The following is a 23,772-nucleotide window of genomic DNA, read 5'->3' on the forward strand; positions in this document are numbered from 1 at the left end:
TTATTTAGAGTGAAGCTTTTACACGGTTAAAGACATCTGGAAAGTTGGTGAAAAGACCGGTGACGCCGTATTGCAGTAGACGGGTCATGTCTGCTTCGCTGTTGACTGTATATGGATGAAGGAGGAGTCCGTGGCTTCTGACCTGCTGGACGTTTTCAGGTGTTAATGCTCTGAAATTCGGTCCAACACCCACGGCGTACGTTTTGATAAAGTCGAGCTGATCGTCTGTGATGGATGTCATTTGGTTTCTGTCTAATAGCTGTACTTTTGGCAGGCGTGGAGCTAATTTCTGCAGCTTTATCAGGCTGTCCTGACTAAAGGATTGTATGATAACCTGCCCTTTTCTTGTGTGTTTCCCAAGAAGATGATGTTTCTTTAAGGCGGCCAATAGTTTTTCTTCCATTTGCGGATAAAGGTCTGGTTTTTTTGTTTCAATATAATAATTCTCTCGCTTACCGAAATAGCGCAGCACCTCATCTAATGTCAGGACTCTCTGTCCGATATAGTTGGCATTTTGTCTGTCGGGATTGGCTTCGTTAAACCAGGTACCAGCATCAAGCTGTTTGATTTCGGCAAGTGTGAGGTCTTTGACCCAGCCTGTTCCGTTTGTGGTCCGGTCAACGGTTTCATCATGCATCACGATGAGATGTCCATCCTTTGTCATTTGAAGGTCGAGTTCGAGGTAATCTGCATTCATCTTTGTGGCGAGCTTGTAGGAAGCCAGGGTATGCTCTGGTGCATACCCTGATGCTCCGCGGTGTGCAACGGTTAAGATGCGATCTGGAGATAAAAGGTTTTCATGTGCCGATACGGTGGCCGGCACCCACGCAAAAGACAGTAAAGCAAAAGAGAGCAACACGAAAGCAAGTAATCTACTTTTCTTCATATTTTATCCTCCTTTTACGGTAACTGCCTCCATCATAAGAAATAGATGTAAAGAGCATGTTGGGCCGATATGAATCTTTTATGTGATTTTCATTAAGCTTGCTCTACGGGCTTTCCTGTATTCCATGTCATAGCGAGGAAAACAATCGCAAGCACACAAGAACCAACCAGTAAAATGAAGCCTCCTGTCCAGTCATAGTGATCCACGACGACACCCATCATGGCATTGGCAAAGGCAGAGCCGCCAATGTAGCCGAAGAAGCCTGTCAGTCCGGCAGCAGTGCCAGCCGCTTTTTTCGGAGCGAGATCAATGGCTTGAAGTCCAATGAGCATGACAGGTCCGTAAATCAAAAAGCCGATGCTGATAAGGGCAATGTTATCGACCATTGGATTGCCTGCAGGGTTTAGCCAGTAAACAAGAACGGCAATTAACACCCCGGCCATAAAGATGACGCCAGCTGGTGCGCGGCGGCTTCTGAAGAAGCGGTCACTAATCCAGCCGCACAATAATGTACCGGGAATGCCTGCATATTCATAAAGAAAATAAGACCAGCGTGAATGCTCTGGTGAAAAGCCCTTTGCTTCTGTTAAGTAGGTCGGCGCCCAGTCAACAACACCGTAACGGACGAAGTATACAAACACGTTGGCAATGGCGATATACCATAGGAATTTATTGTTGAGTACATATTTAAATAAAATTTCTTTCACTGTTAATTCTTTTTCTTGATCCTCATAGTTTTGTGCCGGATAGTCATTTCGATATTCCTCGATTGGCGGAAGACCAGTGGATTGCGGGGTATCCCGTACAAGAAGAATGATCACGAAGGAGACGATAATGGCAATGATGGCAGGGAAGAAAAAGATGCTTTTCCACGTCGCAAACAGTACAATCCCTAATGTGATAAGCGGTGCAAGAATCCCTCCGCCGATATTGTGAGCGACGTTCCAAATGGACATTTTCGTACCACGTTCACTAACCGAAAACCAGTGCGCCATCGTACGTCCGCATGGCGGCCACCCCATGCCTTGAAACCAGCCGTTTAAGAACATGAATAAAAACATGATCCATACACTGGATGTGACCCATGGAAATGAGACAAATAGGATATTGATAAGAGCTGATAAAAAGAGTCCGGCGGCTAAAAAGTATCTGGGGTTACAGCGGTCTGAGATCATCCCCATGATGAATTTACTAAAGCCATAAGCAATGGATACGGCTGCGAGTACAAAGCCTAATTCACTTTTTGTGAACCCCTCTTCCTGTAGATATGGAATGGCAAAAGCGAAATTTTTGCGCAGCAAATAGTAGCCCGCATACCCGATAAAGATGCCTAGAAAGACTTGCAGCCGCAGCCGCTTATACGTCTCGTCTGTTTTGGCATCATCAAGCCTGTCGATATGCGGAGCAGGTTTAAACCATTTGAACATAATGATCCTCCTTTTGTAGATGTCCGATTGACTGAAGCAAAAGTACGAGAATTGCTTTTGATCCTGTACCTTTTCAAAGACAAAAGAATTGTTAGCGCTTTCTTTTGTACTCCCATCATATCGGATGGAAGAGACGTTTATGATGAGGCTTTTGTCATAAATTTGGAAAAATAGTTCATGAAGTAACAAAAAAATCCGCACAATGGCGGATTTTTTCTTAGCGGTTATAGAGAAACATTAATTTTCGCAGATTTCTTTAGTTTTTCAATTTCTTTTTGGATTTCTTTTTGCTTTTCTTGAGATTCTAGCTGTTTTTTAATTTGTGATTTAACCTCTTTGTATTCTGGTGCTTTTTGCTTTTGTTTTTTCATTTGGTCTGCGTATTGATCATAGTACGCTTTGACGTCTTTCTCAGAGACGGAGGCTGATTTGATTTCTTTATCGACATATTGGCTGTATTTGATGCTGTCGGCAATGTCACTCTTCAGCTGATCCAATGTGAGTCCGCTCTTTTTAAGTGCTTCTTCAAATTGAGCGTTGTCTTTGAACTGTTTCTTTTCTTCCTTTAGCTGCTTATCTACCTCTTTGTCAGAGGCTTTGAAGCCCTTCTTCTCAGCATCTTGCAGGATGAGCTCTTGTCCTACGAGCGCATCAATGGTTTGTTTCTTGACTGCTTTCTCGCCTTCTTTAGAAGTTGGGTCTTGCCCAGACTGCTGAAACTGGCCTTGAATGGTAGATAAGGCGCTATTGTATTCACTGCCTGTGATTTTGTCTTTGTTGACGGTCGCAACGACCTTTTGATCATCGATTTTTTGTGCGTCTAATTTCTTTTGCATTTCTTCCATTTGCTTTTGCTGCTCTTTTTGATCAGCCTGTGTTGTTTCCTTGTTTTTGGCTGCGTCGTTTTGCTTATCTTGTTTGGCATCGTTTGACGAGCAGGCTGCAAGTCCAACAGATAACAAACAAGCGATGAGTGTGTATGATACCTTTTTCATCATTTTCTCTCCCTTCGGTATGAGAACGTCTAGTGCGCATTCTAACCGTTTTTTAGGAAAAATAAAACCGTACAGACAATTTGTTAGCGGATTGACATGTTTTTTATCTGTTTGTCCTCATTTTGTCTTCTCATAGTCATCTCATGACAAACTCAATTGTGGAATAATTGTTCCATCACTTCGTCGATATCGGTGATTGGCTGGCGGCAGCTGTAATTTTCACAAATATACACGGTGGTTTTGCCATCGATTGTTTTGTAATCTTTTGTAAAGGGCGCGAGCTTCGCTAATTCTTTCCCTGTTTCGGCAGTCAATATGATATCAAATGGAACGAAGCGTTTTTGAAGCGCCTGTAAAAGCTGTTCTTTTTGAGGGTCGCCGTTTTTTCCGAGAATGATGATTTCTCTTTTCGCCGCATATTGACTTAGGAGCCCTTGCAGAAACGCTGTGTGTCCGCTTGGGTAGGAAGAGACATCGACATAAAAGGCTTGGAACATCTGCTGTAATGTGTCTAGCCAATCCTGACGTCTGGTCAGTCTGCTTAGAATGAGAAGGTGCTTGAGTGCAGTGCTGTTACCAGAAGGCATGGCGCCGTCGTACACTTCTTTTTCTCGAACGAGGAGCGATTCCGCGTCTGATCCTGAGAAGAAAAAGCCCCCTTTTTCCTTGTCCCAAAACAGCTCAAACATGTTCTCTGCAATGGCTGTGGCTTTTTCCAGCCAATCTAATTCAAAGGTCGCTTCGTATAAAGACATATAGGCTTTTAACATATGCGCATAATCCTCGATAAAGCCGAGATGCTTCACGTCACCTTCTCTGTAGCGGACCATGAGCCGCTCATGTTGAACAAGATGTGTTTCTAGAAAAGACATCGCCTGCTTCGCCATATGGATCGCTTCCTCTTCATCAAAGACCCTTCCTGCTTTGGCGAGAGCTGCGATCATCAGCGCATTCCAAGATGTAAGCACCTTGTCATCGACAAGCGGCGCGGGTCGCTGCTGTCTGACTGATTGTAAAATATGCCGGGCTTCTTGCAGCTTAGACTGAAGGGTTTTATCATCGATCGAAAAAGAGGCTTTGATGTCCTCAAAAGAGGTAGAAATGGTATGAGGGATGTTCTCCCCTTCAAAGTTCCCCTCTTCTGTGATGTGATAGACTTCGCAAAATAAAGCGCCAAGCTCCTCCCCTAAATGGGTGATGATCTCATCTTTTGACCAGACGTAATATTGCCCTTCTTTCCCTTCAGAATCTGCATCTATCGCTGAATAAAATGAGCCGCCCGGATTCATCATATCTTGTTTGATAAATTGGATCAGGTGTTGGACAAGCTTTTTATACTCAGGTTTTGAGGTGAGCTGATACGCTTCTGTGTAAGCTTCCATCAGCAGCGCGTTATCATACAGCATTTTTTCAAAATGCGGCACAAGCCATTTTTCATCCGTCGAATAACGAGAAAAACCCGACCCAATATGATCGTATATACCGCCATTTGCCATTCCATCTAACGTTTTCGTGACTGCATACAGCGCATTCTCCTGTTCAGTCCATTCGTAATAGCGCATCAGAAATGAGAGCATATGAGGTGCAGGAAATTTTGGTGCGGAGCCGAATCCGCCATACAGCGTATCAAAGCTGCTCATGAGCTGATAATAGGCTTTGTGAACTGCCTCTTGAGACAGTGTGTTTTCTGTCTGCCCGGCTGCTTTAATCCGCAAGTTATTTGTCGCTTTCTCAGCCAATGATTCAATATGATCCCGGTCGTTATGGTACGCATCCAGCAGTTGTGTCAGTGCCTCGATAAAGCCAGGACGCCCGTATGCACTTCTCTTTGGGAAATATGTCCCCGCATAAAAAGGCTTTTGATCCGGCGTGACAAACACGTTGAGCGGCCAGCCGCCTTGCCCCGTCATCATCTGACAAACAGACATATACATCGAGTCGATGTCTGGACGCTCCTCACGATCGACTTTGATTGAAATGAAATGCTCATTTAAGATGTCAGCGACTTGTTGATCTTCAAAGCTTTCGTGTGCCATGACGTGGCACCAGTGACATGTTCCTTTGGTTATCCATACCCAATAGATACGAGAACAGGCTTGTTTTCGCGTTTCGCTTTTTCAAATGCTTCTTCTCCCCAAGGGAACCAGTCCACAGGGTTATGAGCATGTTGAAGTAAATAAGGAGACTTCTCAGCGATTAATCTATTGGGTTTACTTTTGTTTGGCATGGGATCACCTGCTTTCTATTAATTTGTACGTTTAACATACCATAATTCCCTAAAAAAATTCATACACTCCATTTTGTGAACCAAACCCAAGTTATTAAAAAGGAGAACTGCTTATGACTCTATTTTCAGGGTTAACTTCATCACCTTATTGCTTTTTAGATAAGAAATAAGGAATTAAAATCTTTATCTTTTTATTTACTGTTAGATAGGAGAAACACACCCCGATGACTGTAACCATCCCGCCTGTCAGTGCAATAAACGTAGGTACTTCACCTAACCATACCCAAGAAATGGCCAAGGCTACGGCTGGTGTCAAATAAAGTGAAATTGTTGCTTCTGAAGCACCGACAAGTGAAGTTACATACGCAAGTGCAAAGTAAGGCACAACCGTTGGTAATAAACCTAAATAAACGATAGACAAAGTTGAGCTCATTGAAGCGTTCAAAAACTCTTCCCCTAAGCCAGGCAGAAATACAAGCATAGGTATTGTCCCGCCCCAAATAGTGAATGTAACGAATGGAATAAATCCATATTTTTTTATATAGCGAGCTTGAAAAACGAAATAAATACTCTCCGAAAATGCTGCCAGCAGGATTAACAAAATGCCGTTCACTGAATTTGTATAGTTTCCCGCCCCAAATGAAATGATCGACACACCCAATAAACTTATAATAGAGCCGATCCATTTATAAGAACCAAAATGTTCACCAAAAAACAGACGAGATAACATTGCAGAAAAAATAGGTGTCATGGTCACGAGTAAGCTTGCTACCCCTGCGCTGACTGTTTTTTCTCCGATATTCAGCAAAATGTGATATAGTGTAAAACCTAAAAATCCTAAAGATAAAATAGCAGGGATATCCTTCATGTCGGGTAAATGCATATGAGTCAAAACAGCAAAAACCAACAATGCCATTGACCCAATCAACAAGCGAAACAAAGCGAGGTGTTCCGGCGTGTAACTCTCCAAACCCGCGCGAATTCCCGGGAAAGCTGATGCCCACAACCCAATCATCAGACTGTAAGATATGCCGATTCGAACTGTTTTCTTTCGCATCTTTCTCACTCCTCTTTACAAAAACCAACCAGTTATTTAATGTGTTTCTATATTAATAAAGATTTGATGATATGACTTCAACCAGTTAAATAGATTTTGACCCAACCACTTTAGTTTTTAAGGAGGATACTTTTTATGAGCGCTTCAGAAGAAAGAAGGATGAGAAAGCTTCCTAAGTACATACAAATCATTCAATTTATAAAAGATAAAATAGGAAATGGAGAATGGCCGATTGGAAGTAAGATTCCAAGCCAGCGCACGCTTGCCAAACACTTTGAGGTGAATAGGAGCACAGTAATTACAGCTTTAGAGGAATTGATGGCGGACGGATTAATCGAAGGCAGAATGGGAAAAGGGACGGTTGTTACGAACAATACATGGACACTTTTGGCTAAGAATTCCGCCCCCGATTGGGATCAGTATGTAATCTCTGGAATCCAGCGGCCAAGCCAAAAAATCGTTCAAGAGATCAATAAATCAGAATCAAATTCTGATCTTATACAGCTCAGTAAAGGAGAACTTTCAAAGGAGATTTTTCCTTTAACTGCTATGAAAGAGATGATGGGAAAGGTATCTCAAAACATAGAGGCATTCGGATATGAGGAACCAAAAGGATATTTACCTTTGAGAGAGGCATTAAGTGGCTATTTAAGAACAATCGGAATTCAAAGTTCATCTTCTTCCATTCTTATTGTTTCGGGTGCACTGCAAGCCTTACAGCTGATATCAATGGGGCTTTTACAAAGGGGATCGACCGTTTATCTTGACCAGCCGTCCTATCTTTATTCATTACACGTATTTCAATCAGCCGGTATGAAGCTGACTGGAGTTCCTATGGATAATGATGGACTTTTGCCGGAACATATCCACGTGGCAAGGGGGGAGCGGGGGAGGGCTATATTATATACAAATCCCTGTTTTCATAATCCAACCGGTATCTCAATGTCAGAACGGCGACGGGAAGAAATACTTGCGGCAAGTGAGAATGCACAGCTTCCCATTATTGAAGATGACATATATCGTGAGTTATGGATCGATGAGATTCCTCCAAATCCTATTAAAACAATAGATAAAAATGGACATGTGCTTTACATAGGAAGTTTATCTAAGACATTAAGCCCCGGCTTAAGAATTGGATGGATCGTCGGTCCAGAATCAGTGATTGACCGTTTATCCGACATAAAAATGCAAACAGATTACGGCTCCAGTTCGTTATCCCAAAGAGTAGCGGCAGAGTGGTTTACATCCGGTGAATACCAACAACATCTAGAACAGGTGAGAAGTCAATTAAAGGTGAGAAGGCAATTGGTCATGAGTCTTTTAGAAACCAATTTGAAGAATGTTGCTACATGGAATATTCCGAAGGGAGGATTCTTTGTCTGGGTAAAAATATTGCCTTCACTATCTATGAAATCACTTTATACAAAAGCTTTGACAAAAGGGATACTTCTCAATCTCGGCAGTATCTATGCTCAAGAAAAGGGGAACTATATTCGCTTATCATATGCTTATGCATCTCTTGAAGACCTACAAAAGGGAATTTATGAATTGGGTTTAATGATTAAGGAATTGGCAAGCAGATAAATATATAATGAATACTAAAAGACAGTGACAAGTGGCGTAACCGATGCTGACAAGCACTGGTTTATTTTCACGTTTGGCTTTATCGAAGGCTTCTTGCCCCCACGGGTACCAGTGAACTGGGTTGTGGGCATGCTGAAGGAGATATGGTGATCTTTCATTGATGAGTGGGTTGGATGTTTCGTTGTTTGACATGGGTCACCTGCTTTCTAAATGTTTTTAGTATTCTCTTTTCTCCATTTAATATATCAGATTGCTGAGGCTCGTCATCATTTGTCTGTGAGGTGTTCCCAAAATGAAAAAAATCAAGGGCTATAAACCCTTGATAGCTACATCAATCGTAATGCTTTAACAAGATGGCTGAATTATGTCCTCCAAAACCAAAAGAATTGGATAGTCCATATTTCAATGGAAGCTGTCTCGCTTCTAATACAACATCTAAGTTGCAGTCTGGATCTTGATTCTCTACATTAATAGTTGGCGGAATCATTCCTCGTCTCAAACTTTCCACTAAAGCAATGGCTTCGACTCCGCCGGCAGCACCAAACATATGCCCTGTCATTGATTTGTTTGCCGTTGTTGGAATTTCACCTGAACGTTCACCAAATAATTTCTTAATAGCTAGAACTTCTGAACGATCACCTACTTGTGTACTTGTTGCATGTGCACTAATAACATCAATATCATCTGTTGATATATTTGCACTTCTCAACGCCTTTTTCATGGCTAAGTAGGCACCTTTACCTTCTGGGTGGGATGCTACCATATGATGAGCGTCTGAACTAGCTCCGTACCCAACTACTTCACATAATATCGGCGCATCTCTAAGAATCGCGTTTTCTAATGATTCTAATACTAAGATACCTGCGCCTTCACTCATCACAAAGCCATCTCTATCTGTATCGAATGGACGGCTGGCCCGGCTTGGGTCTTGGTTTCTAGTAGATAGTGCGTGTGCGTTTCCAAAACTGGCCAAAGATATCTGTGAAACAGCAGCTTCTGCTCCTCCGGCAAATATAATATCTGCATCATCATTTCGGATCGCATTGAAAGCTTCACCAATAGCGGTGTTCCCAATAGAACAAGCTGTGACTGGTGACAATGATGGCCCTTGTGCCCCTAATCTAATGCTGATTTGGGCCGCAGCTGCATTTGAAATCATCATGGGGACAAGGCTGGGGCTTACTCTTGAGGGACCTCGTTTATCTAATACATTGACATGATCAACAAGCGATTGGATTCCCCCGATTCCTGAACCAACATATACGCCTAAACGTTCAAGATCAACTTGATCTAACTGTAATTGCGAATTTTCTAATGCTTGTTCGGCTGCTGCTAAGGCAAACTGACTAAAACGGTCTAATCGTTTTGCTTCTTTTCTTCCCAATATTTCATCTGCATCGAAATCACGAACGATTCCAGCTATTTTTGTTTTATAATCAGTTGTATCAAAAGAATCAATGAGAGATATTCCCGATTGTCCTTTGGTTAGTTGATTCCAAAAGCTATTTACATCATTTCCAAGTGGAGAAATAATTCCCATTCCAGTAATGACAACTCTTTTCATGATCATTCCCTCCTTGTTTTTATTAACTTTAGCCATTGTGTTATCCTATTACAAGTTGTTGTTTATCCTAGTATAATTAATAATATTTTAAAGGGAGATCTTCATGAAACCTGAAACAAGACTTCAAGCATTATCAGAATTTCTAAAAAACCAACGTTCGAAAATTACGCCCCAAATGGTTGGTTTACCTGTAGGAACCCGCAGAAGAACACCAGGACTGAGAAGAGAAGAAGTGGCTCAACTAGCCGGTGTGAGTCTTACTTGGTATACATGGTTAGAGCAAGGCAGAGATATAAAAGTATCGACTTCGGTATTAGATGCGATTTCTCGAGCATTACAATTAAATAACGATGAAAGGAGATATTTGTACGCTTTAGCGTTAGAGGAAGGAGTGAAACAATCCTTTATCATTGAGAATGAGAAGGAAATCAGTCCGGCTTTAGTGAAAATTTTGCAGGAACTTCGTTATTGCCCGACGATTGTATCGGATAGAAGAAGCCAGATTGTTGGCTGGAATCAAGCAGCTGCGAACGTATTTTTGGACTTTGAACAAATCATCCCGGCAGAAAGGAATATCATACGCTTACTATTCGCAAGAAAGGAATTTAAAAGTTTAGCGGTGAATTGGGAGCATTTTGTTAGAGGATATATCGCCATATTTAGAACGTATTACGGACAGTATGTGGCAGATGACTGGTATGAGCAATTTATAGAAGAAATGGAGCAGGCATATCCTGAGTTTCGTAAAATTTGGAATGAAAATGAGATCAGCTATGCACCTGAAGTATTAATTGAATTTCGTCATGCTAAGGGAGGTAAAATGTTGTTTAATCTCACTTCATTACAAGTGTATGGGGATACTGATCTAAGATGCAGCGTCTATACTCCAGTTGAGGATACTGATACGGAGCTTAAGTTAAAACGTTTGATTGAAGGCTAGGTTTCGTTTGGATGAAGTTATTGAGTGCATTTAATATAAAATAGATCCTATGCCGTCAGCGACAAGTGGGCATAACCGATGCTGATAAGCACCGGTTTATTTTCACGTTTGGCTTTGTCGAAGGGTTTGCCCCCACGGTCATCAGTGAACTGGTTGTGAGCGTGTTGAAGGAGGTAAGGTAATTTTTCATTGATGGGTGGATTGGGCTTGGTTGTTTGGCATGGGTCACCTTTTTTCTGATTATTATTTTATTCAAAGAAAGAGTTGGAAAACGTTCACTCAAAATAAACGTAAAATTTTACTTTCGAAAAAGAGACATTCACATTTTGTAGCATGTCAAAATTATACCAAAATCAGATTTGATAAATTAACAACAGGCTTTAATACTCAAGAACAAAAAAACACTTTACATTATAAACTGGTATCTACTTTTATCATGAGATATCATCTGGTTATCCATATGGATTAGAGATTGCAGAGAACCACCAATCCGATTTTGAACCAAGTTTTTGACCTATTTGTGTATATAATTCGTTCGATTTATTTTTTGCATTATAATAGTTATCTATTGTGAAATTTTTTTTGAATTGGTGATTAAGCCTAATAATTTTTTTGAAATAAACATATCCTAAACCTCTAATTTCAAAATAATGTTTTATAAGTAACTCTTGTGCCTTAAAATGAGCTGTATGCCCTAATAGCTCATATAGCTGAGTAAACATAAGGGGTCCTTGTATGTACTCGTCTACTTTATAAGAATTAATTTTAAGTTTTTTGCATAGCTGAACATAGTCTAATAACAACGTGTTGCAAAGAGCTATCTCTTTATCAATTCTCTTTTTATAGATAGTATCAGGTTCTTTATTAGTCAGATTGAAATAATCCATGATTAATTCTGGTTTTGCATACTGTAAATTAGAACCGATTTTTTCTAATATCATTCTGAAAATCTTTTTTGGATTCTTTGATTGCAACCATAATAACTCTAATGGTTTTATCTCAATATTTCTAGCATGTACAAACTCCCCAATTATATAGTTCTCTATTTCAAAAATTACAGGAGAGTATAAATTCTGTAGAGATTCTTTATGATATTTTATATCTTCCCTTTTTCGAGAGAAATGATGTGAAAATAATTGGGCTGTAGAAGCAGCGCCAAATCCTGCAAAGATTGTTATAATTGTTTTAAGATCTAATTGTTCAAAAAAATTATCCACAACATCACCTATTTTTTGTTAATTATCTTGGTTCCTTTTTGGAAAGAAAAAGTAGTTTACATATTATCAAACATTAGATGCCTTTTACGCCTCTTCATTTTATCGCGACTTTCATTAACCCTATTAAAGTAAAATTATACCATAAAAGCTTATTTTAACTACCCATTTTCTATATTATAGCAATAACGTGAGCCTAATCTCATTTTTATTTCATTTAGTGTGTTTCGCTCTTTATTCTTTTTATAAGGCGAATATATACTCTAAGAAAGAAACTAGTGTGTAATGAGCAGGAGTTGCTGTGACAATTATCTCATTAGCTTTTTATACTGAATCATCATGATTGACTAAATACCTCTTAGGGTATACTATCTGTTCATAGAAAGAATAGAAAGGGGTACTTGTGCATGGAATATAATCAGCAGATGAAGAACCGTCTTCGCCGGATTGAGGGGCAGATTAAAGGGGTTCTTGCGATGATGGAGCAGGGAAAGGATTGCCGCGAGGTGGTGACGCAGCTGTCTGCATCACGCAATGCCATTGATCGTGCAATGGGTGTGATTGTGAGTACAAATCTTGAACAATGTGTCCGTGAAAGCCTTGAACAAGGCAAGGATACGGAGGGGCTTGTGAAAGAAGCGGTTGAGCTATTGGTGAAAAGCCGGTAAAAAATTCTTCAGCCTTTGAAGGTTGACGGATTTTTTTACTTGTTATAATATACCCTTACCGGTATGTGTATATATTTTTTGGTTTTTATATACCCCCATGGGTAATGATGAAGGAGGAGCAGAATGGAAGGACAGAAGAAACGCACGACGATTGTGCTATTTAGTGGAGATTATGATAAAGCGATGGCGGCATACATTATTGCCAATGGTGCAGCAGCCTATGATCATGAAGTGACGATTTTTCATACCTTTTGGGGGCTGAATGCCTTGCGCAAGGATGAAATGGTGCCAATGAAAAAAGGTTTTTTAGAAAAAATGTTTGGCAAGATGATGCCGCGCGGGGCTGATCGAATGGGCATTTCAAAGATGAATTTTGCTGGAATGGGCCCAAAGATGATTAAGCACGTCATCAAAAAGCACAATGCCATGACCTTGCCGCAGCTCATTGATATGGCAAAGGAACAGGAGATCAATCTCGTAGCATGTACAATGACGATGGACCTTTTAGGGCTGCAGGAGAAAGAATTATTAGATGACATTCAATATGCTGGTGTCGCCGCTTATTTAGCAGAGGCTGAAATCGGGAATGTGAATTTATTTATTTAGTGAGGTGATGAAATGATTCAAGCGATTTTGTTCGTCCTGGTGATTGGCTTACTCGTGAGCCGGTTCCTTCCGGTTCGAGGTGTGAACCAAATGGATGCAGCCGATATGAAGAAAAGGCTGAAAAACAAAGGTCAACAGCTCATTGACGTACGATCTCCAGTAGAATTTCAAACAAACCATATTAAAGGGTTTCGAAACATTCCTTTACCTCAGTTAAAAGAACGAGCTTCTCAGCTTGAGAAAAATGAAGAGATCTACGTGATATGCCAAAGCGGAATGAGAAGTATGCAGGCAGCGAAAATATTGAAGAAGCAAGGATTTACTCATATTACAAACATCAAGGGTGGTATGAATGCTTGGCATTAAGCACGTATAAAAATATACCCCCACCCCTATATAAAGGAGGACATCACATGCAGCAACCAACAGTCATTTTAGATGCAAAAGGATTGGCATGCCCGATGCCGATTGTGAAAACAAAAAAACAAATGAATGAGCTTTTGCCAGGAGATGTACTTGAAGTGCAAGCTACCGATAAAGGATCAGCAGCGGATTTAGCGGCTTGGTCAAAAAGTGCCGGCCATGAGTTTTTAGGAACAAAAGTAGAAGGTCAGGTGCTCCATCATTTGATTCGTAAGGGCGGAGCGCAAGAGGAAGAGCCTATGATTTCGGAAATATCTTTGAATGCCTTTCAACAGAAGGTAAAAGAAGATCAATCTCTGTTTATTTTGGATGTACGAGAGCTGGATGAATACGAAGCGGGGCATATCCCAGGATCTGTTCATATCCCGCTTGGTGAGGTGGAACATCGTGCTGAGGAGTTAACAAGAGAATCGGACATTTATCTCATCTGTCATTCAGGCAGAAGAAGTGAATTAGCTGCGCAAAAGCTAAAAGAGAAAGGATTTCAACAATTAATCAATGTGGTGCCAGGCATGAATAGCTGGACAGGAGCCATTGAAAAATAGGAGCTGAATAAAACATGACGGTAAAAGCCATGACTGCAGAGCAGTTAACAAAAAAGATCGTGGGCAAAGAGCCGCTCTTTTTGCTAGATGTGCGAAATCAAGCAGATGTGCAGGACTGGAAGATTGAAGGGGAAGCAATCGTTGATATGAATGTGCCTTATTTTGATCTGCTTGACGGAGTAGAGGGTCTTTTACAGCACATTCCTAGTGACCATGAAGTATTGGTGGTTTGTGCTAAGGAAGGTTCCTCTATCCTGGTGGCAGAGATGCTGTCAGAGGCTGGCGTGCCTGTTCATTATTTGCAGGGCGGCATGAAGGCATGGAGTGAGCATCTAGAGCCAGTGAAAATAGGTGATTTAAGCGGCGGTGGAGAGCTGTATCAATTTGTACGGATGGGCAAAGGGTGTCTGTCCTATATGATCGTGTCCAATGGAGAAGCCGCGGTTGTAGATGCAGCTCGAATGACGGAGATCTATATCGATTTTGCGAAAAAGCATGATGTCTCTGTGACGCATGTGCTGGATACTCACCTTCATGCGGATCATATTTCTGGTGGGAAAAAGCTGGCTGAACAAACGGGTGCCACCTACTGGCTGCCGCCAAAAGATGCAGAAGAGGTAACCTTTGAATATGAACGTCTTGAAGAAGGACAGCGGATAACGATTGGAGCAGCTTCTATTGATATTCAACCCATTTATTCCCCGGGACATACGATCGGCTCAACATCTTTTATCGTAGACAATCAATATCTTCTTTCAGGTGATATTTTGTTTATTGATTCAATTGGAAGACCTGATCTTGCTGGAATGGCGGAGGACTGGGTAGATGATTTGAGAGAGACGCTTTATGAACGGTATATGGCGTTTTCAAAGGAATACATCGTTCTGCCTGCGCACTTCATGACCATAGAAGAAATGAATGAAGACGGCAGTGTTTGGAAGGAGCTCGGCTCACTTTTAAAAGAAAATCATGGGCTCCATATTGAAGATCAACATGTGTTTAGAAAGATGGTGACGGAAGGTCTGCCTGCACAGCCGCATGCCTTCCAAGAGATTCGTCAAGCCAATATGGGGAAGCTGAACCCAGAAGTGGAAGAGCAACGTGAAATGGAAATGGGTCCAAACCGTTGTGCGATTCGATAATGTCCAATAAAATAAGAAAAGAGGAACGATTAAATGACATCTGATCAACTATTAGACGTAACAGGGCTCGCATGCCCAATGCCGATTATTCGAACGAAGAAAAAAATGAACGACTTGGCGGAAGGTCAAGTTTTAGAAATACATGCAACAGATAAAGGGGCTAAAGCTGACTTGGCCGCATGGGCGAAGTCAAGCGGACATGAATTGATCACGCAGACAGAAGAAGGTCACGTGCTGAAGTTCTGGATGAGAAAAGGGTCCTAAAGGATGTAGGGGTATCCGCTGAAGATCCCCTTTTCCTTTTGCAAAGGAGGAGACCAGCGTGGATTTTGCATTTTTGATTACTCTTTTTATCATCGGATGTATTGGTTCCTTCTTATCAGGAATGGTGGGGATCGGTGGATCTGTGATCAACTATCCCATGCTGCTTTATATCCCGCCTCTTTTCGGTGTGATGGCACTATCAGCACACGAGGTATCAGGGATTGGCGCCATTCAAGTGCTTTTTTCGACACTGGGTGGTGTACTTGCTTATCGGAAAAGTGGATTTTTACATCGCTCGCTGATTTTATATATGGGAAGCAGTATATTAGCGGGCAGCTTATTAGGCAGTTATGTATCACATTTTATGCCGGAGAAAGGGATGAACCTCGTCTATGGATTACTCGCCATTGTGGCGGTAATTCTCATGCTGATTCCGAAAAAAGGGCAGCGTGCAGACGCAGAGGGAGAAGTCACTTTTCATAAAGGGCTGGCATCAGCTATTGCCTTTGTGATTGGCAGTGTTTCCGGGGTATTAGGTGCAGGCGGCGCATTTATTTTAGTGCCTGTGATGCTGTCTATTTTAAAAATACCTGTACGGATGACGATTGCGTCGTCACTTGCAATTACGTTTCTTTCTGCGATAGGCGCATCGACTGGAAAGGTATTGACGGGTCAGGTCATGCTTCTTCCTGCTGTTGTGCTGATGGCGGCAAGTTTGATGGCAGCTCCGATTGGTGCTAAGGTCGGTCAGAAAATCAACGCCGTCTACTTGCAATGGGCACTTGCTGTGATGATTACGGCGACAGCGGTCAAAATTTGGCTGGATATTTTATAAAGAAAAGACCAACAAAGCAAACGTGTTGGTCTTTTTTATTTGACGTCATCGTGCTCGATATACGTTTCTAGTGCTGGGTGGTACTCTTTTTGATAATGAAGGTTGGGACATGTTTTCACGACTTTGCCTTGCAGGGCATTGGACTTTGAGACTTCTAATGCTGATTTACATTTAGGACAGCGTTCGGCAAAGAATGAGGGCCAGCGTTTCATGTATCACCACTCCAGTTAAAGTCTTAAAAACCGATTATATTAATATGAATTATAGGGGATCATGCAGGTGAGGTCAATGGGTGTTTGGGTCTTTTTAACAAAAAAAGAAGCATCATGAGGGATGCTTCTTTATCGTTCATATTCTTAATAGGCTTTCGCCCAGAACACCATATCAGATGCAGGCTTTCCGCAGCAGACACATGTGTCAGAAATGGTTTCCTGTTCGAATGGAATACAGCGTGAGGTCGCACCTGTTCTTTCTTTAATGTCGTTTTCACAGGCCTCATCACCGCACCACATGGCTTTAATCAATCGGTTTTCTTCCGCAAGAATTTGCTCGATGTCTTCGATTGTGTGGGCGTGTGATGTCTTTTCATGTAATCGTTCTTTCGCTTTTTCGTACATCGTCCGCTGGATGTCTTCAAGCGTTGCTTTGATGGTTTGTTCAAGGGCATCTAACGTGACAGCTTGCTTTTCACCAGTGTCTCGTCTTGCAAGCATCACCTGTCCTTTTTCGATGTCCTTTGGTCCTACTTCTACACGTAGCAGAATACCCTGCATTTCACACTCGTTGAATTTCCAGCCTGGCTGTTTATCGCTTGCGTCGATGTCAGCACGTGCGATGCGGGCGAGGCGATCCTTCAATTCGTAGGCATGATCCAGCACCCCTTCTTTATGAGAAGCGATTGGCACGATACGCACTTGGGTTGGCGCAATATTTGGCGGGAGGACGAGCCCTCTGTCATCGCCATGAACCATGATCATAGCGCCAATGATTCTTGTTGTGAAACCCCAAGAGGTTTGCTGGACGTGCTCTAGTTTTCCTTCACGGTTTAAGAATTCGATGCCAAATGCTTTGGCAAAACCGTTCCCGAAGAAATGAGAAGTGGCAGTTTGTAGCGCTTTTCCATCATGCATCAAGCTTTCAACCGTATAGGTAAAGCGAGCGCCGGCGAATTTTTCCTTCTCTGTTTTTCTCCCTTTAATGACAGGAATGGCAAGGAGATCTTCGCAAAGAGAAGCGTAAATGTGAAGCATTCTTTCTGTTTCTTCAATCGCTTCTTGCTCAGTCTCATGGCACGTGTGCCCTTCCTGCCATAGGAATTCAAGGGTTCTGAGGAAGGGACGTGTAGTCTTTTCCCATCGGACGACATTGGCCCATTGGTTATATAGCTTCGGTAAATCGCGGTAGGAATGAATAATGTTTTTGTAATGCTCAGCGAACAGCACTTCAGAGGTCGGTCTGACGCAGAGCCTTTCTTGTAATTCGGATTCACCGCCATGTGTCACCCACGCCACTTCAGGAGCAAAGCCTTCAATATGATCTTTTTCCTGCTGAAGCAGGCTCTCTGGGATAAAGAGCGGCATATAGACATTCTCATGACCCGTTTCTTTAATCTGGCGGTCAAGTTCGTCGCGAATATTCTCCCAGATTTTAAAGCCGTACGGCTGAATGATCATACTGCCTCTCACGCTTGAATAATCGACGAGCCGCGCCTTTGTGACAACATCTGTATACCACTGGGCAAAGTCGTCTTCCATGCTTGTAATTTTCTCAACAAATTGTTTCTTTGACATTGCAGGTTCCTCCTTTTTTAAAACAAAAAAGCTGTACTTTAAGTTAGGGACCATTCCTGGTGGTACCACCCTAATTTAAAGCACAGCTTTACACTCAATCATGATAACGGTATGAACCGCTGTATGAAACAGAACTAAATCGGCAGGTTCACTTGAAGATGTCAGTAGGAACTTCTCAGCACCGTTCCCTCTCTGTTAAAGATCGATTCAAGCTACTATTCCAGATCTACGTTGATCCTCGTTCGTTGATTTTTCATCAGTTTACCTGTAAATGGAGGAGAAAGCAAGCTGTTCTGATTCCTTTTACGGCGCCTTTTGTTTAGGTAACGGAATGGCAGTATTTTTCTATTTTTACAGCTTGCGAGTTATGAAAGGCTATGCTAATATATTTGAAGAAAAAAATAGACTTGTATAACCTCAATAATATGGTTTGAGGGTTTCTACCAGGATCCGATAAATCCTGATTACAAAAGCGCGCTTTCCTTTTTTGTAATCAGGGTTTTTTTGTTTGTCTGCACCCTGTATCAAAAGTGAAAGCGATGATATACAGAAGGGATGTTAGACATGAACTGGAGAGTATATTTATTAGCCGTTTCTACTTTTGCGGTTGGATTAGTTGAGCTTGTGGTCGGGGGCATTCTGCCAAGTCTTGCAGAGGATTTGAATGTGTCTCTTGCAACAGCCGGACAGCTCATTACGGTATTTGCGATTGTGTATGCCATTTCAGCACCCGTGCTGCTGACTGCGACAGCCAAAATCGAACGAAAGCGCCTTTACTTAATCGCGTTATTGGTGTTTACAATAGGAAATGTGTTCACTTATTTTAGTTCGACCTTTGCCCTTGTCATGATATCTAGGGTGTTGATTGCGATGAGTACAGCGCTTGTGGTGGTGTTGTCTTTGACGATCACTGCCAAATTGGTGGAACCAGCACATCGTGCGAAAGCATTAGGGCTGATTTTTATTGGTATTAGCTCCTCACTTGTTCTCGGTGTACCGATCGGTATTTTTATTACAGAGAGCTTTGGCTGGAGAGTGATGTTTTTAGGAATCAGTATTCTTTCTGCCATATCGATGGTGCTGATCTATTTTCTATTGGAAAAAATGCCTGTTGAAAAAGTGACGCCTCTTAGAGAACAGATTCGTTCTTTAGGGCATCCGAAAATTTTTAGTGCACACTTGATCAGTTTGTTTATGCTTGCAGGCCATTATATGCTTTATTCTTATTTCACTCCATTTCTGATGGAAGTTCTGCATATGACCCCGTTTTGGATTAGTATTTGTTATTTGATCTTCGGACTTGCGTCTATAGGCGGGAATGGGTTTGGCGGCTGGCTCAGTGACAAACTGGGTTCAGGAAAAGCCATTTTGCTTGTGACTATGGCGTTTGCGATCGTCATGTTTATCCTTCCTTATACAGCGGGGGTGTTCGCGCTCTTTATGGTCATGGTTGTCCTTTGGGGAGCGCTCAGCTGGGCACTGACGCCTGCTTTGCAGAGTTATTTGATTCAAACAGATCCTGTCACGTCTGATATTCAGCAGAGCTTAAATACATCTGCCTTGCAAATCGGCATTTCGATTGGATCAGCGGTTGGCGGAGTCATGTTTACGATGACCGGTTCATCTGTTGATCTGGCTAAATTCGGTGCTGTGTTTGTACTGATTGCCTTTAGCTGTGCGGTGATTTCGCTGAAGAGACCGCCGCTTTATATGGATCGTCAGCATCATGCTGAATAGCTGCCTATCTTTAGGCAGCTTCAGCGTGTAGACAAACCCTCGCATTCTTTGTCAGTTCTGCGATCTGGTGCTCACGAATGTCAAATTCGCTCCGCTCCGATGCTCGTCCTTCCTAGACTGCAAAGGTTTTCTATCACGCTGAAAGGAAGACAAAGAGCTAAAATCAAGATCATTTTAGCCCTTTGTCAACAATCTGTAGCTGCCTATCTTTAGGCAGCTTTTTTATGTTCATTTCAAATTCACAAGAAAAGTACCTTTCTATTCAAAGACGGCCATTTCACCGATTGGTTGGAAGCCGGCACGTTGATAAATATTTTTGCCGTCTGCTGATGCTTGTAAGATGACACATTTTTGTTTATTCTCTGTCTTGGTCAAAAGGTAATGAAACATGTCACTGCCAAGTCCTTTGCCGCGGTGTTCTGCCCTTGTTATGACATCATAAATACCGTAGCTGTCGTTTGTCTCGAATAATAAGCCTGTTGTGACCGGCTTATGGTGTTCATATCCCACGAACATGCGAGCTTTTGAGTGTAATTTTTTAATCGAAAAACGCTGGAAATAATCTTCTAAGGCGGCGGCCTCAGTCGATCCTTTGAATAGTTCAATAAAGATATGTGTGTAATCAAATAGTGTCTGCTCATCAAGTACTTCCTTGATTGTAAGTGATGGGGATGTGACTGGATCAATGTCACCTGTATGCTCAAGCATCATGATGGTATTGCGTTCGACCTCTTGAAGGTGATATTCCTTTAATAAATCAGCCCAATCAGGATGGAGTAAACGGTGATCGACCCATGTGCTGAAGATGAGTTTCTGTGACCGCATGTGTTCAATGGCAGCTTTCACCTTTTTCGGATCTTGAATTTGAGCTGATGTCGGTAAGAGCAAATTGAACGTGTCAGTCGATATTTGAGTATTGGATAGAACGAAATCGTCCGATGCAAGGAAGGTTCCGTTCACAGCAGAGGAAAACAGATGTATCTTTTCTTCTAATTGGCGAATGGCCATTAGTTGTTCAGGTTTCATTTAGCTCACCTTTTCATTATGATAATTTGGATGACATCCCCATGATTATAGCATGTGACAGGATGAGGGGAATCTAGTATAAAAGTACATATACAATTTTAAGGTCTGATGACCTATTATTTTACTAACAACCACATTTCTTTTGACTCCTTTCTTCATTATTAGTACCATTTTATTAACCAGTTAAGAGTGGAGGTTCAGATGGAAACAAAAGAGCAGATTGTATTAAAAGCGATTCAAGATCTGATTATGCATAGGGAAAAGAGACGGAATGATCCAACAGATCCACTGATTACCACGACTGATACACTCAAACAAGAATGGACACTCACACAGCTTCACATTTTATCGATGATTCAAGCCAATCCAAACGAATCAAACAATACATTTCTATCTCAACAACTAAAACTATCAAAGCCAGCTATTACAAAGGCTGTGAAAAAACTAATTGAAAAAGGCATGGTGGACTATTGCCACCGGCAGGGTGATAAGAAATCTGTCTATTATTCTTTGACAGAGGAAGGCAAGCAATTGGCAGCGCTTCATGATGAGCTGCATGAAAAAGCAGTCACGTCCTATTTAGAATTTCTTCAGCAGTTTCATGAGGATGAATTACAAGTAATTGAACGCTTCTTAAAAGCTTGGAAAGAAAAGATATAGATAAAAAACCGAAACCATCGTAAAAAGGAGATGGTTTCGGTTTTTTATGGTAAAATTAACATATATTGATGTTATTTGAAGCCATGAAGAAAGGGAGGGAGCTCATTGGAGAAAGAAATGATAGAAAATTATAAAAAATACGCATTCATCATGCCATTCGTGGGATTGTTTGTCAGCGTGCTATTATTTGTTTATTTTTTTGGTATTGCAGGAGCTGGAGAACCAATTTGGGCTGCTGCTTTGTATTGTGCTCTGCCCTTTTTGGTGAATACGATATGTTTCTTGCCTGTATGTATTTATTTTAAAGTCAGCAAAAAAAGTGAGGAACATACATGATTGTCGTCAGTGCTTGTCTTGCTGGGTTGAAGGTTCGTTATAATGGCAGCCATCGATTAGATCAGCGAATTGAGGAGCTTGTTGAGGAGGGAAAGGCGGTCACAGTTTGTCCTGAGCTGCTTGGCGGCCTTTCCACGCCAAGGCCTCCCGCAGAAATCATTGGCGGAGACGGACATGATGTATTACAGGGCCTCGCCTCCGTGATCGATGTACATGGAAATGATGTTACGGAGATGTATGTAAAAGGCGCGAAGGCCGCGCTGGAACAGGTTCAGTCTCTGAAAGCGACGGCGGTTGTGTTAAAAGAGTACAGCCCTTCCTGCGGCAGCCGGATGATTTATCGCGGAGATTTTAACGGGGGGACAAAAGCTGGAGATGGAGTGACATCCGCCTTGCTTAAACAGCACGGAATTCAGGTATTTTCTGAGGAGGATGATTGGACTTCACTGTTTTTATAGGTGTGCTGAGAATAGGAAGGAGGAGTTAGGTTGAAAAAGTGGATGATTGGTTTAGTCGTCATTATTTTATTAGGAATTGGTATTTATTTTCTGATCAATGCAAAAACATACTCTTTTGATAATGTGGCCTCAATTGATCAAAACAAGGTGACTTCGATTCAAATTGAGCATGATAATGAGCGTGTTATGGTGGAAAAGAAAGCGGATATTCAAAAGTTACTCAAGGAATTTTCGGGTATGAAATTAAAGAAAACGAATGAAACTAAAAAAACTTCAAAAGAGTCTTATTGGATCAGAGTGTATGAGAATGAGAAGGAAACATATGGTCTGACTTTTTACGATCAAACATTTTTAGAAACATATGATTTTTCTAAAACAAAAGATCAAACCAGCGAATATCAAATCGTTGACACCAATCAAGTTGATATAGGAAAATATATCAAATAGCTCAGCCAGAATGTCATGCATGATCAATCGAAAATTCGGGTATAGTGCTTGGTAAGTAAAAAGGAAGCGGAGGTTTGTTTGATGAGTGGATTAACAGATACAGTCACATTAGCAAACGGAGTAAAAATGCCGAAGCTAGGCTTTGGTGTATGGCAGGTAAAAGATGGGGATGAGGCTGTAAATGCCGTCAAAGACGCTCTTGAAGCGGGCTACCGCAGCATTGATACAGCAGCCGCCTATCAAAATGAAGAAGGGGTAGGCAAAGCCATTCAGCAATCAGGTATCTCGCGCGATGATCTATTCATTACGACAAAGGTCTGGAATAATGATCAAGGCTATGAATCAACACTCGAAGCCTTTGAAACAAGTATGAACAAGCTGGGATTAGATGTATTAGATCTTTATTTAATTCATTGGCCAGTTGAAGGCAAATTTAAAGAAACATGGAAAGCGCTAGAGAAACTATATAAGGATGGACGCGTTCGAGCGATCGGAGTGTGTAATTTCCATCAGCATCATTTAGAGGATTTATTGGAAGAGGCAGAAGTTGTGCCAATGGTGAATCAAATCGAGCTGCATCCGAAGCTGACGCAGGAGCCTTTACGAGACTACTGCAAATCGAAAGGAATTCATGTAGAGGCGTGGTCGCCATTAGGCAGCGGGAAGCTTCTAAACCATCCTGTTCTCCAGGATATCGCGAAAAAACATGATAAGTCAGTAGCGCAAGTGATTCTTCGCTGGGACTTGCAGCATGGCATTATCACCATTCCAAAATCTGTGACGAAGAGCCGAATCATCGAAAACACACAAGTCTTCGATTTCGAGCTGTCCGCACGTGAGATGGGTGTCATTGATCAGCTCAATGAAGATGAGCGCACAGGTCCAGATCCAGATAACTTTGATTTTTAATCGAAAGAAAAGCACAGGTGCGATGCCTGTGC

27 protein-coding genes, 1 pseudogene and 1 riboswitch are annotated in these 23,772 nt (G+C 41.7%); of the genes and pseudogenes, 15 read left to right on the top strand and 13 right to left on the bottom strand.

The features are described 5' to 3' along the window. Positions 1-4: 4 nt before the first annotated feature. From NST65_RS01165 to NST65_RS01190, 6 genes are all read right to left on the bottom strand, one after another. Positions 5-886 (bottom strand): glycerophosphodiester phosphodiesterase, encoded by an 882-nt coding sequence (locus NST65_RS01165; protein ID WP_041115336.1) that lies wholly within the window; start codon positions 884-886, stop codon positions 5-7. Positions 887-978: 92 nt separating this feature from the next. Further along, the gene (glpT, locus tag NST65_RS01170; RefSeq protein ID WP_111927601.1) at positions 979-2,313 is read right to left on the bottom strand and encodes a glycerol-3-phosphate transporter; all 1,335 of its coding nucleotides are present in this window, start codon (positions 2,311-2,313) and stop codon (positions 979-981) included. Between the two features lie 224 nt (positions 2,314-2,537). After that, positions 2,538-3,308, bottom strand: a complete 771-nt coding sequence (locus tag NST65_RS01175; protein WP_041115334.1) for a SurA N-terminal domain-containing protein — start codon at positions 3,306-3,308, stop codon at positions 2,538-2,540. Positions 3,309-3,460: 152 nt separating this feature from the next. Beyond that, positions 3,461-5,344, bottom strand: coding sequence for a thioredoxin domain-containing protein (locus NST65_RS01180; RefSeq protein ID WP_111927600.1), 1,884 nt, complete (start codon positions 5,342-5,344; stop codon positions 3,461-3,463). 29 nt (positions 5,345-5,373) lie between these two features. Further along, positions 5,374-5,535 (bottom strand): DUF255 domain-containing protein, encoded by a 162-nt coding sequence (locus tag NST65_RS01185; protein WP_111927599.1) that lies wholly within the window; start codon positions 5,533-5,535, stop codon positions 5,374-5,376. Positions 5,536-5,680: 145 nt separating this feature from the next. Beyond that, a complete protein-coding gene (locus NST65_RS01190) occupies positions 5,681-6,592 on the bottom strand; it encodes an EamA family transporter (protein ID WP_111927598.1) in 912 nt (303 codons plus the stop codon). A gap of 135 nt (positions 6,593-6,727) precedes the next feature. On the opposite strand from NST65_RS01190, the gene NST65_RS01195 reads away from it, so the two are divergent. Next, positions 6,728-8,176, top strand: a complete 1,449-nt coding sequence (locus NST65_RS01195) for a PLP-dependent aminotransferase family protein (protein ID WP_111927597.1) — start codon at positions 6,728-6,730, stop codon at positions 8,174-8,176. Between the two features lie 24 nt (positions 8,177-8,200). Here NST65_RS01195 and NST65_RS01200 read toward each other — a convergent pair. Both NST65_RS01200 and fabF read right to left on the bottom strand, forming a co-directional pair. Beyond that, positions 8,201-8,368: pseudogene (locus tag NST65_RS01200) on the bottom strand (DUF255 domain-containing protein); the annotation flags it as partial. Between the two features lie 139 nt (positions 8,369-8,507). After that, entirely contained in the window at positions 8,508-9,740 is a 1,233-nt protein-coding gene (gene fabF / locus NST65_RS01205) for a beta-ketoacyl-ACP synthase II (RefSeq protein ID WP_070326625.1), read from the bottom strand. A 103-nt stretch (positions 9,741-9,843) separates the two neighbouring features. Between fabF and NST65_RS01210 the strand changes: the two genes are divergently transcribed. Further along, the gene (locus tag NST65_RS01210) at positions 9,844-10,680 is read left to right on the top strand and encodes a helix-turn-helix transcriptional regulator (RefSeq protein WP_111927596.1); all 837 of its coding nucleotides are present in this window, start codon (positions 9,844-9,846) and stop codon (positions 10,678-10,680) included. 47 nt (positions 10,681-10,727) lie between these two features. Here the strand turns inward: NST65_RS01210 and NST65_RS01215 are convergent, their stop codons facing one another. Continuing rightward, positions 10,728-10,874 (bottom strand): DUF255 domain-containing protein, encoded by a 147-nt coding sequence (locus tag NST65_RS01215; RefSeq protein ID WP_111927618.1) that lies wholly within the window; start codon positions 10,872-10,874, stop codon positions 10,728-10,730. Positions 10,875-11,132: 258 nt separating this feature from the next. Further along, the gene (locus tag NST65_RS01220) at positions 11,133-11,897 is read right to left on the bottom strand and encodes a hypothetical protein (RefSeq protein ID WP_111927594.1); all 765 of its coding nucleotides are present in this window, start codon (positions 11,895-11,897) and stop codon (positions 11,133-11,135) included. Positions 11,898-12,301: 404 nt separating this feature from the next. Here NST65_RS01220 and NST65_RS01225 point away from each other — a divergent pair, with 404 nt between their 5' ends. From NST65_RS01225 to NST65_RS01255, 7 genes are all read left to right on the top strand, one after another. Further along, a complete protein-coding gene (locus tag NST65_RS01225) occupies positions 12,302-12,562 on the top strand; it encodes a metal-sensitive transcriptional regulator (protein ID WP_003217059.1) in 261 nt (86 codons plus the stop codon). A gap of 123 nt (positions 12,563-12,685) precedes the next feature. Continuing rightward, the gene (locus NST65_RS01230) at positions 12,686-13,168 is read left to right on the top strand and encodes a DsrE/DsrF/DrsH-like family protein (RefSeq protein WP_111927593.1); all 483 of its coding nucleotides are present in this window, start codon (positions 12,686-12,688) and stop codon (positions 13,166-13,168) included. 12 nt (positions 13,169-13,180) lie between these two features. After that, positions 13,181-13,534, top strand: coding sequence for a rhodanese-like domain-containing protein (locus tag NST65_RS01235; protein WP_111927592.1), 354 nt, complete (start codon positions 13,181-13,183; stop codon positions 13,532-13,534). Between the two features lie 47 nt (positions 13,535-13,581). Beyond that, entirely contained in the window at positions 13,582-14,136 is a 555-nt protein-coding gene (locus NST65_RS01240; RefSeq protein WP_342489239.1) for a sulfurtransferase TusA family protein, read from the top strand. 14 nt (positions 14,137-14,150) lie between these two features. After that, on the top strand, positions 14,151-15,278 hold the full coding sequence (locus tag NST65_RS01245) for an MBL fold metallo-hydrolase (RefSeq protein WP_111927590.1): 1,128 nt from the start codon (positions 14,151-14,153) through the stop codon (positions 15,276-15,278). A gap of 33 nt (positions 15,279-15,311) precedes the next feature. Continuing rightward, positions 15,312-15,542 (top strand): sulfurtransferase TusA family protein, encoded by a 231-nt coding sequence (locus NST65_RS01250; RefSeq protein ID WP_024427452.1) that lies wholly within the window; start codon positions 15,312-15,314, stop codon positions 15,540-15,542. A gap of 58 nt (positions 15,543-15,600) precedes the next feature. Beyond that, on the top strand, positions 15,601-16,377 hold the full coding sequence (locus NST65_RS01255; RefSeq protein ID WP_046313651.1) for a sulfite exporter TauE/SafE family protein: 777 nt from the start codon (positions 15,601-15,603) through the stop codon (positions 16,375-16,377). A 35-nt stretch (positions 16,378-16,412) separates the two neighbouring features. Here NST65_RS01255 and NST65_RS01260 read toward each other — a convergent pair whose 3' ends face one another. Both NST65_RS01260 and proS read right to left on the bottom strand, forming a co-directional pair. After that, entirely contained in the window at positions 16,413-16,589 is a 177-nt protein-coding gene (locus NST65_RS01260; RefSeq protein ID WP_165585036.1) for a hypothetical protein, read from the bottom strand. 144 nt (positions 16,590-16,733) lie between these two features. After that, positions 16,734-18,167 carry a proline--tRNA ligase gene (gene proS / locus NST65_RS01265; protein WP_111927589.1) on the bottom strand — a complete coding sequence of 478 codons (1,434 nt, stop codon included), beginning with the start codon at positions 18,165-18,167 and terminating at the stop codon, positions 16,734-16,736. Positions 18,168-18,554: 387 nt separating this feature from the next. Further along, positions 18,555-18,654, top strand: a riboswitch (purine riboswitch). Between the two features lie 77 nt (positions 18,655-18,731). Between proS and NST65_RS01270 the strand changes: the two genes are divergently transcribed. Continuing rightward, entirely contained in the window at positions 18,732-19,904 is a 1,173-nt protein-coding gene (locus NST65_RS01270; RefSeq protein ID WP_041115248.1) for an MFS transporter, read from the top strand. Between the two features lie 258 nt (positions 19,905-20,162). On the opposite strand, the gene NST65_RS01275 is transcribed toward NST65_RS01270, so the two are convergent. Continuing rightward, complete coding sequence (locus NST65_RS01275) at positions 20,163-20,930, bottom strand: GNAT family N-acetyltransferase (RefSeq protein WP_111927588.1); 768 nt, start codon at positions 20,928-20,930, stop codon at positions 20,163-20,165. Between the two features lie 201 nt (positions 20,931-21,131). Here NST65_RS01275 and NST65_RS01280 point away from each other — a divergent pair, with 201 nt between their 5' ends. The 5 genes from NST65_RS01280 (at position 21,132) to NST65_RS01300 (ending at position 23,740) form a co-directional block, all read left to right on the top strand. After that, a complete protein-coding gene (locus NST65_RS01280) occupies positions 21,132-21,590 on the top strand; it encodes a MarR family transcriptional regulator (RefSeq protein ID WP_034283105.1) in 459 nt (152 codons plus the stop codon). 105 nt (positions 21,591-21,695) lie between these two features. After that, positions 21,696-21,926 carry a hypothetical protein gene (locus NST65_RS01285; protein ID WP_081123918.1) on the top strand — a complete coding sequence of 77 codons (231 nt, stop codon included), beginning with the start codon at positions 21,696-21,698 and terminating at the stop codon, positions 21,924-21,926. Continuing rightward, positions 21,923-22,384 carry a DUF523 domain-containing protein gene (locus NST65_RS01290; RefSeq protein ID WP_081123919.1) on the top strand — a complete coding sequence of 154 codons (462 nt, stop codon included), beginning with the start codon at positions 21,923-21,925 and terminating at the stop codon, positions 22,382-22,384. Before NST65_RS01285 ends, NST65_RS01290 begins: the two co-directional genes overlap by 4 nt. A gap of 30 nt (positions 22,385-22,414) precedes the next feature. Further along, entirely contained in the window at positions 22,415-22,831 is a 417-nt protein-coding gene (locus tag NST65_RS01295) for a DUF5301 domain-containing protein (RefSeq protein ID WP_034283111.1), read from the top strand. 81 nt (positions 22,832-22,912) lie between these two features. Next, positions 22,913-23,740, top strand: a complete 828-nt coding sequence (locus tag NST65_RS01300) for an aldo/keto reductase (protein ID WP_081123920.1) — start codon at positions 22,913-22,915, stop codon at positions 23,738-23,740. Positions 23,741-23,772: the final 32 nt, after the last annotated feature.

It is taken from the genome of Bacillus sp. FSL P4-0248 (genome assembly GCF_038593305.1).
Taxonomy (GTDB): domain Bacteria; phylum Bacillota; class Bacilli; order Bacillales; family Bacillaceae; genus Bacillus; species Bacillus safensis.

Coding starts and splice junctions, on each gene's coding strand:
- NST65_RS01190 (WP_111927598.1), bottom strand. CDS start 6,592: ATGCGAAAGAAAACAGTTCGAATCGGCATATCTTACAGTCTGATGATT.
- NST65_RS01165 (WP_041115336.1), bottom strand. CDS start 886: ATGAAGAAAAGTAGATTACTTGCTTTCGTGTTGCTCTCTTTTGCTTTA.
- NST65_RS01290 (WP_081123919.1), top strand. CDS start 21,923: ATGATTGTCGTCAGTGCTTGTCTTGCTGGGTTGAAGGTTCGTTATAAT.
- NST65_RS01195 (WP_111927597.1), top strand. CDS start 6,728: ATGAGCGCTTCAGAAGAAAGAAGGATGAGAAAGCTTCCTAAGTACATA.
- NST65_RS01300 (WP_081123920.1), top strand. CDS start 22,913: ATGAGTGGATTAACAGATACAGTCACATTAGCAAACGGAGTAAAAATG.
- fabF (WP_070326625.1), bottom strand. CDS start 9,740: ATGAAAAGAGTTGTCATTACTGGAATGGGAATTATTTCTCCACTTGGA.
- NST65_RS01210 (WP_111927596.1), top strand. CDS start 9,844: ATGAAACCTGAAACAAGACTTCAAGCATTATCAGAATTTCTAAAAAAC.
- NST65_RS01245 (WP_111927590.1), top strand. CDS start 14,151: ATGACGGTAAAAGCCATGACTGCAGAGCAGTTAACAAAAAAGATCGTG.
- NST65_RS01180 (WP_111927600.1), bottom strand. CDS start 5,344: ATGGCACACGAAAGCTTTGAAGATCAACAAGTCGCTGACATCTTAAAT.
- NST65_RS01250 (WP_024427452.1), top strand. CDS start 15,312: ATGACATCTGATCAACTATTAGACGTAACAGGGCTCGCATGCCCAATG.
- NST65_RS01230 (WP_111927593.1), top strand. CDS start 12,686: ATGGAAGGACAGAAGAAACGCACGACGATTGTGCTATTTAGTGGAGAT.
- NST65_RS01235 (WP_111927592.1), top strand. CDS start 13,181: ATGATTCAAGCGATTTTGTTCGTCCTGGTGATTGGCTTACTCGTGAGC.
- proS (WP_111927589.1), bottom strand. CDS start 18,167: ATGTCAAAGAAACAATTTGTTGAGAAAATTACAAGCATGGAAGACGAC.
- NST65_RS01275 (WP_111927588.1), bottom strand. CDS start 20,930: ATGAAACCTGAACAACTAATGGCCATTCGCCAATTAGAAGAAAAGATA.
- glpT (WP_111927601.1), bottom strand. CDS start 2,313: ATGTTCAAATGGTTTAAACCTGCTCCGCATATCGACAGGCTTGATGAT.
- NST65_RS01260 (WP_165585036.1), bottom strand. CDS start 16,589: ATGAAACGCTGGCCCTCATTCTTTGCCGAACGCTGTCCTAAATGTAAA.
- NST65_RS01175 (WP_041115334.1), bottom strand. CDS start 3,308: ATGAAAAAGGTATCATACACACTCATCGCTTGTTTGTTATCTGTTGGA.
- NST65_RS01280 (WP_034283105.1), top strand. CDS start 21,132: ATGGAAACAAAAGAGCAGATTGTATTAAAAGCGATTCAAGATCTGATT.
- NST65_RS01185 (WP_111927599.1), bottom strand. CDS start 5,535: ATGCCAAACAAAAGTAAACCCAATAGATTAATCGCTGAGAAGTCTCCT.
- NST65_RS01225 (WP_003217059.1), top strand. CDS start 12,302: ATGGAATATAATCAGCAGATGAAGAACCGTCTTCGCCGGATTGAGGGG.
- NST65_RS01240 (WP_342489239.1), top strand. CDS start 13,582: ATGCAGCAACCAACAGTCATTTTAGATGCAAAAGGATTGGCATGCCCG.
- NST65_RS01270 (WP_041115248.1), top strand. CDS start 18,732: ATGAACTGGAGAGTATATTTATTAGCCGTTTCTACTTTTGCGGTTGGA.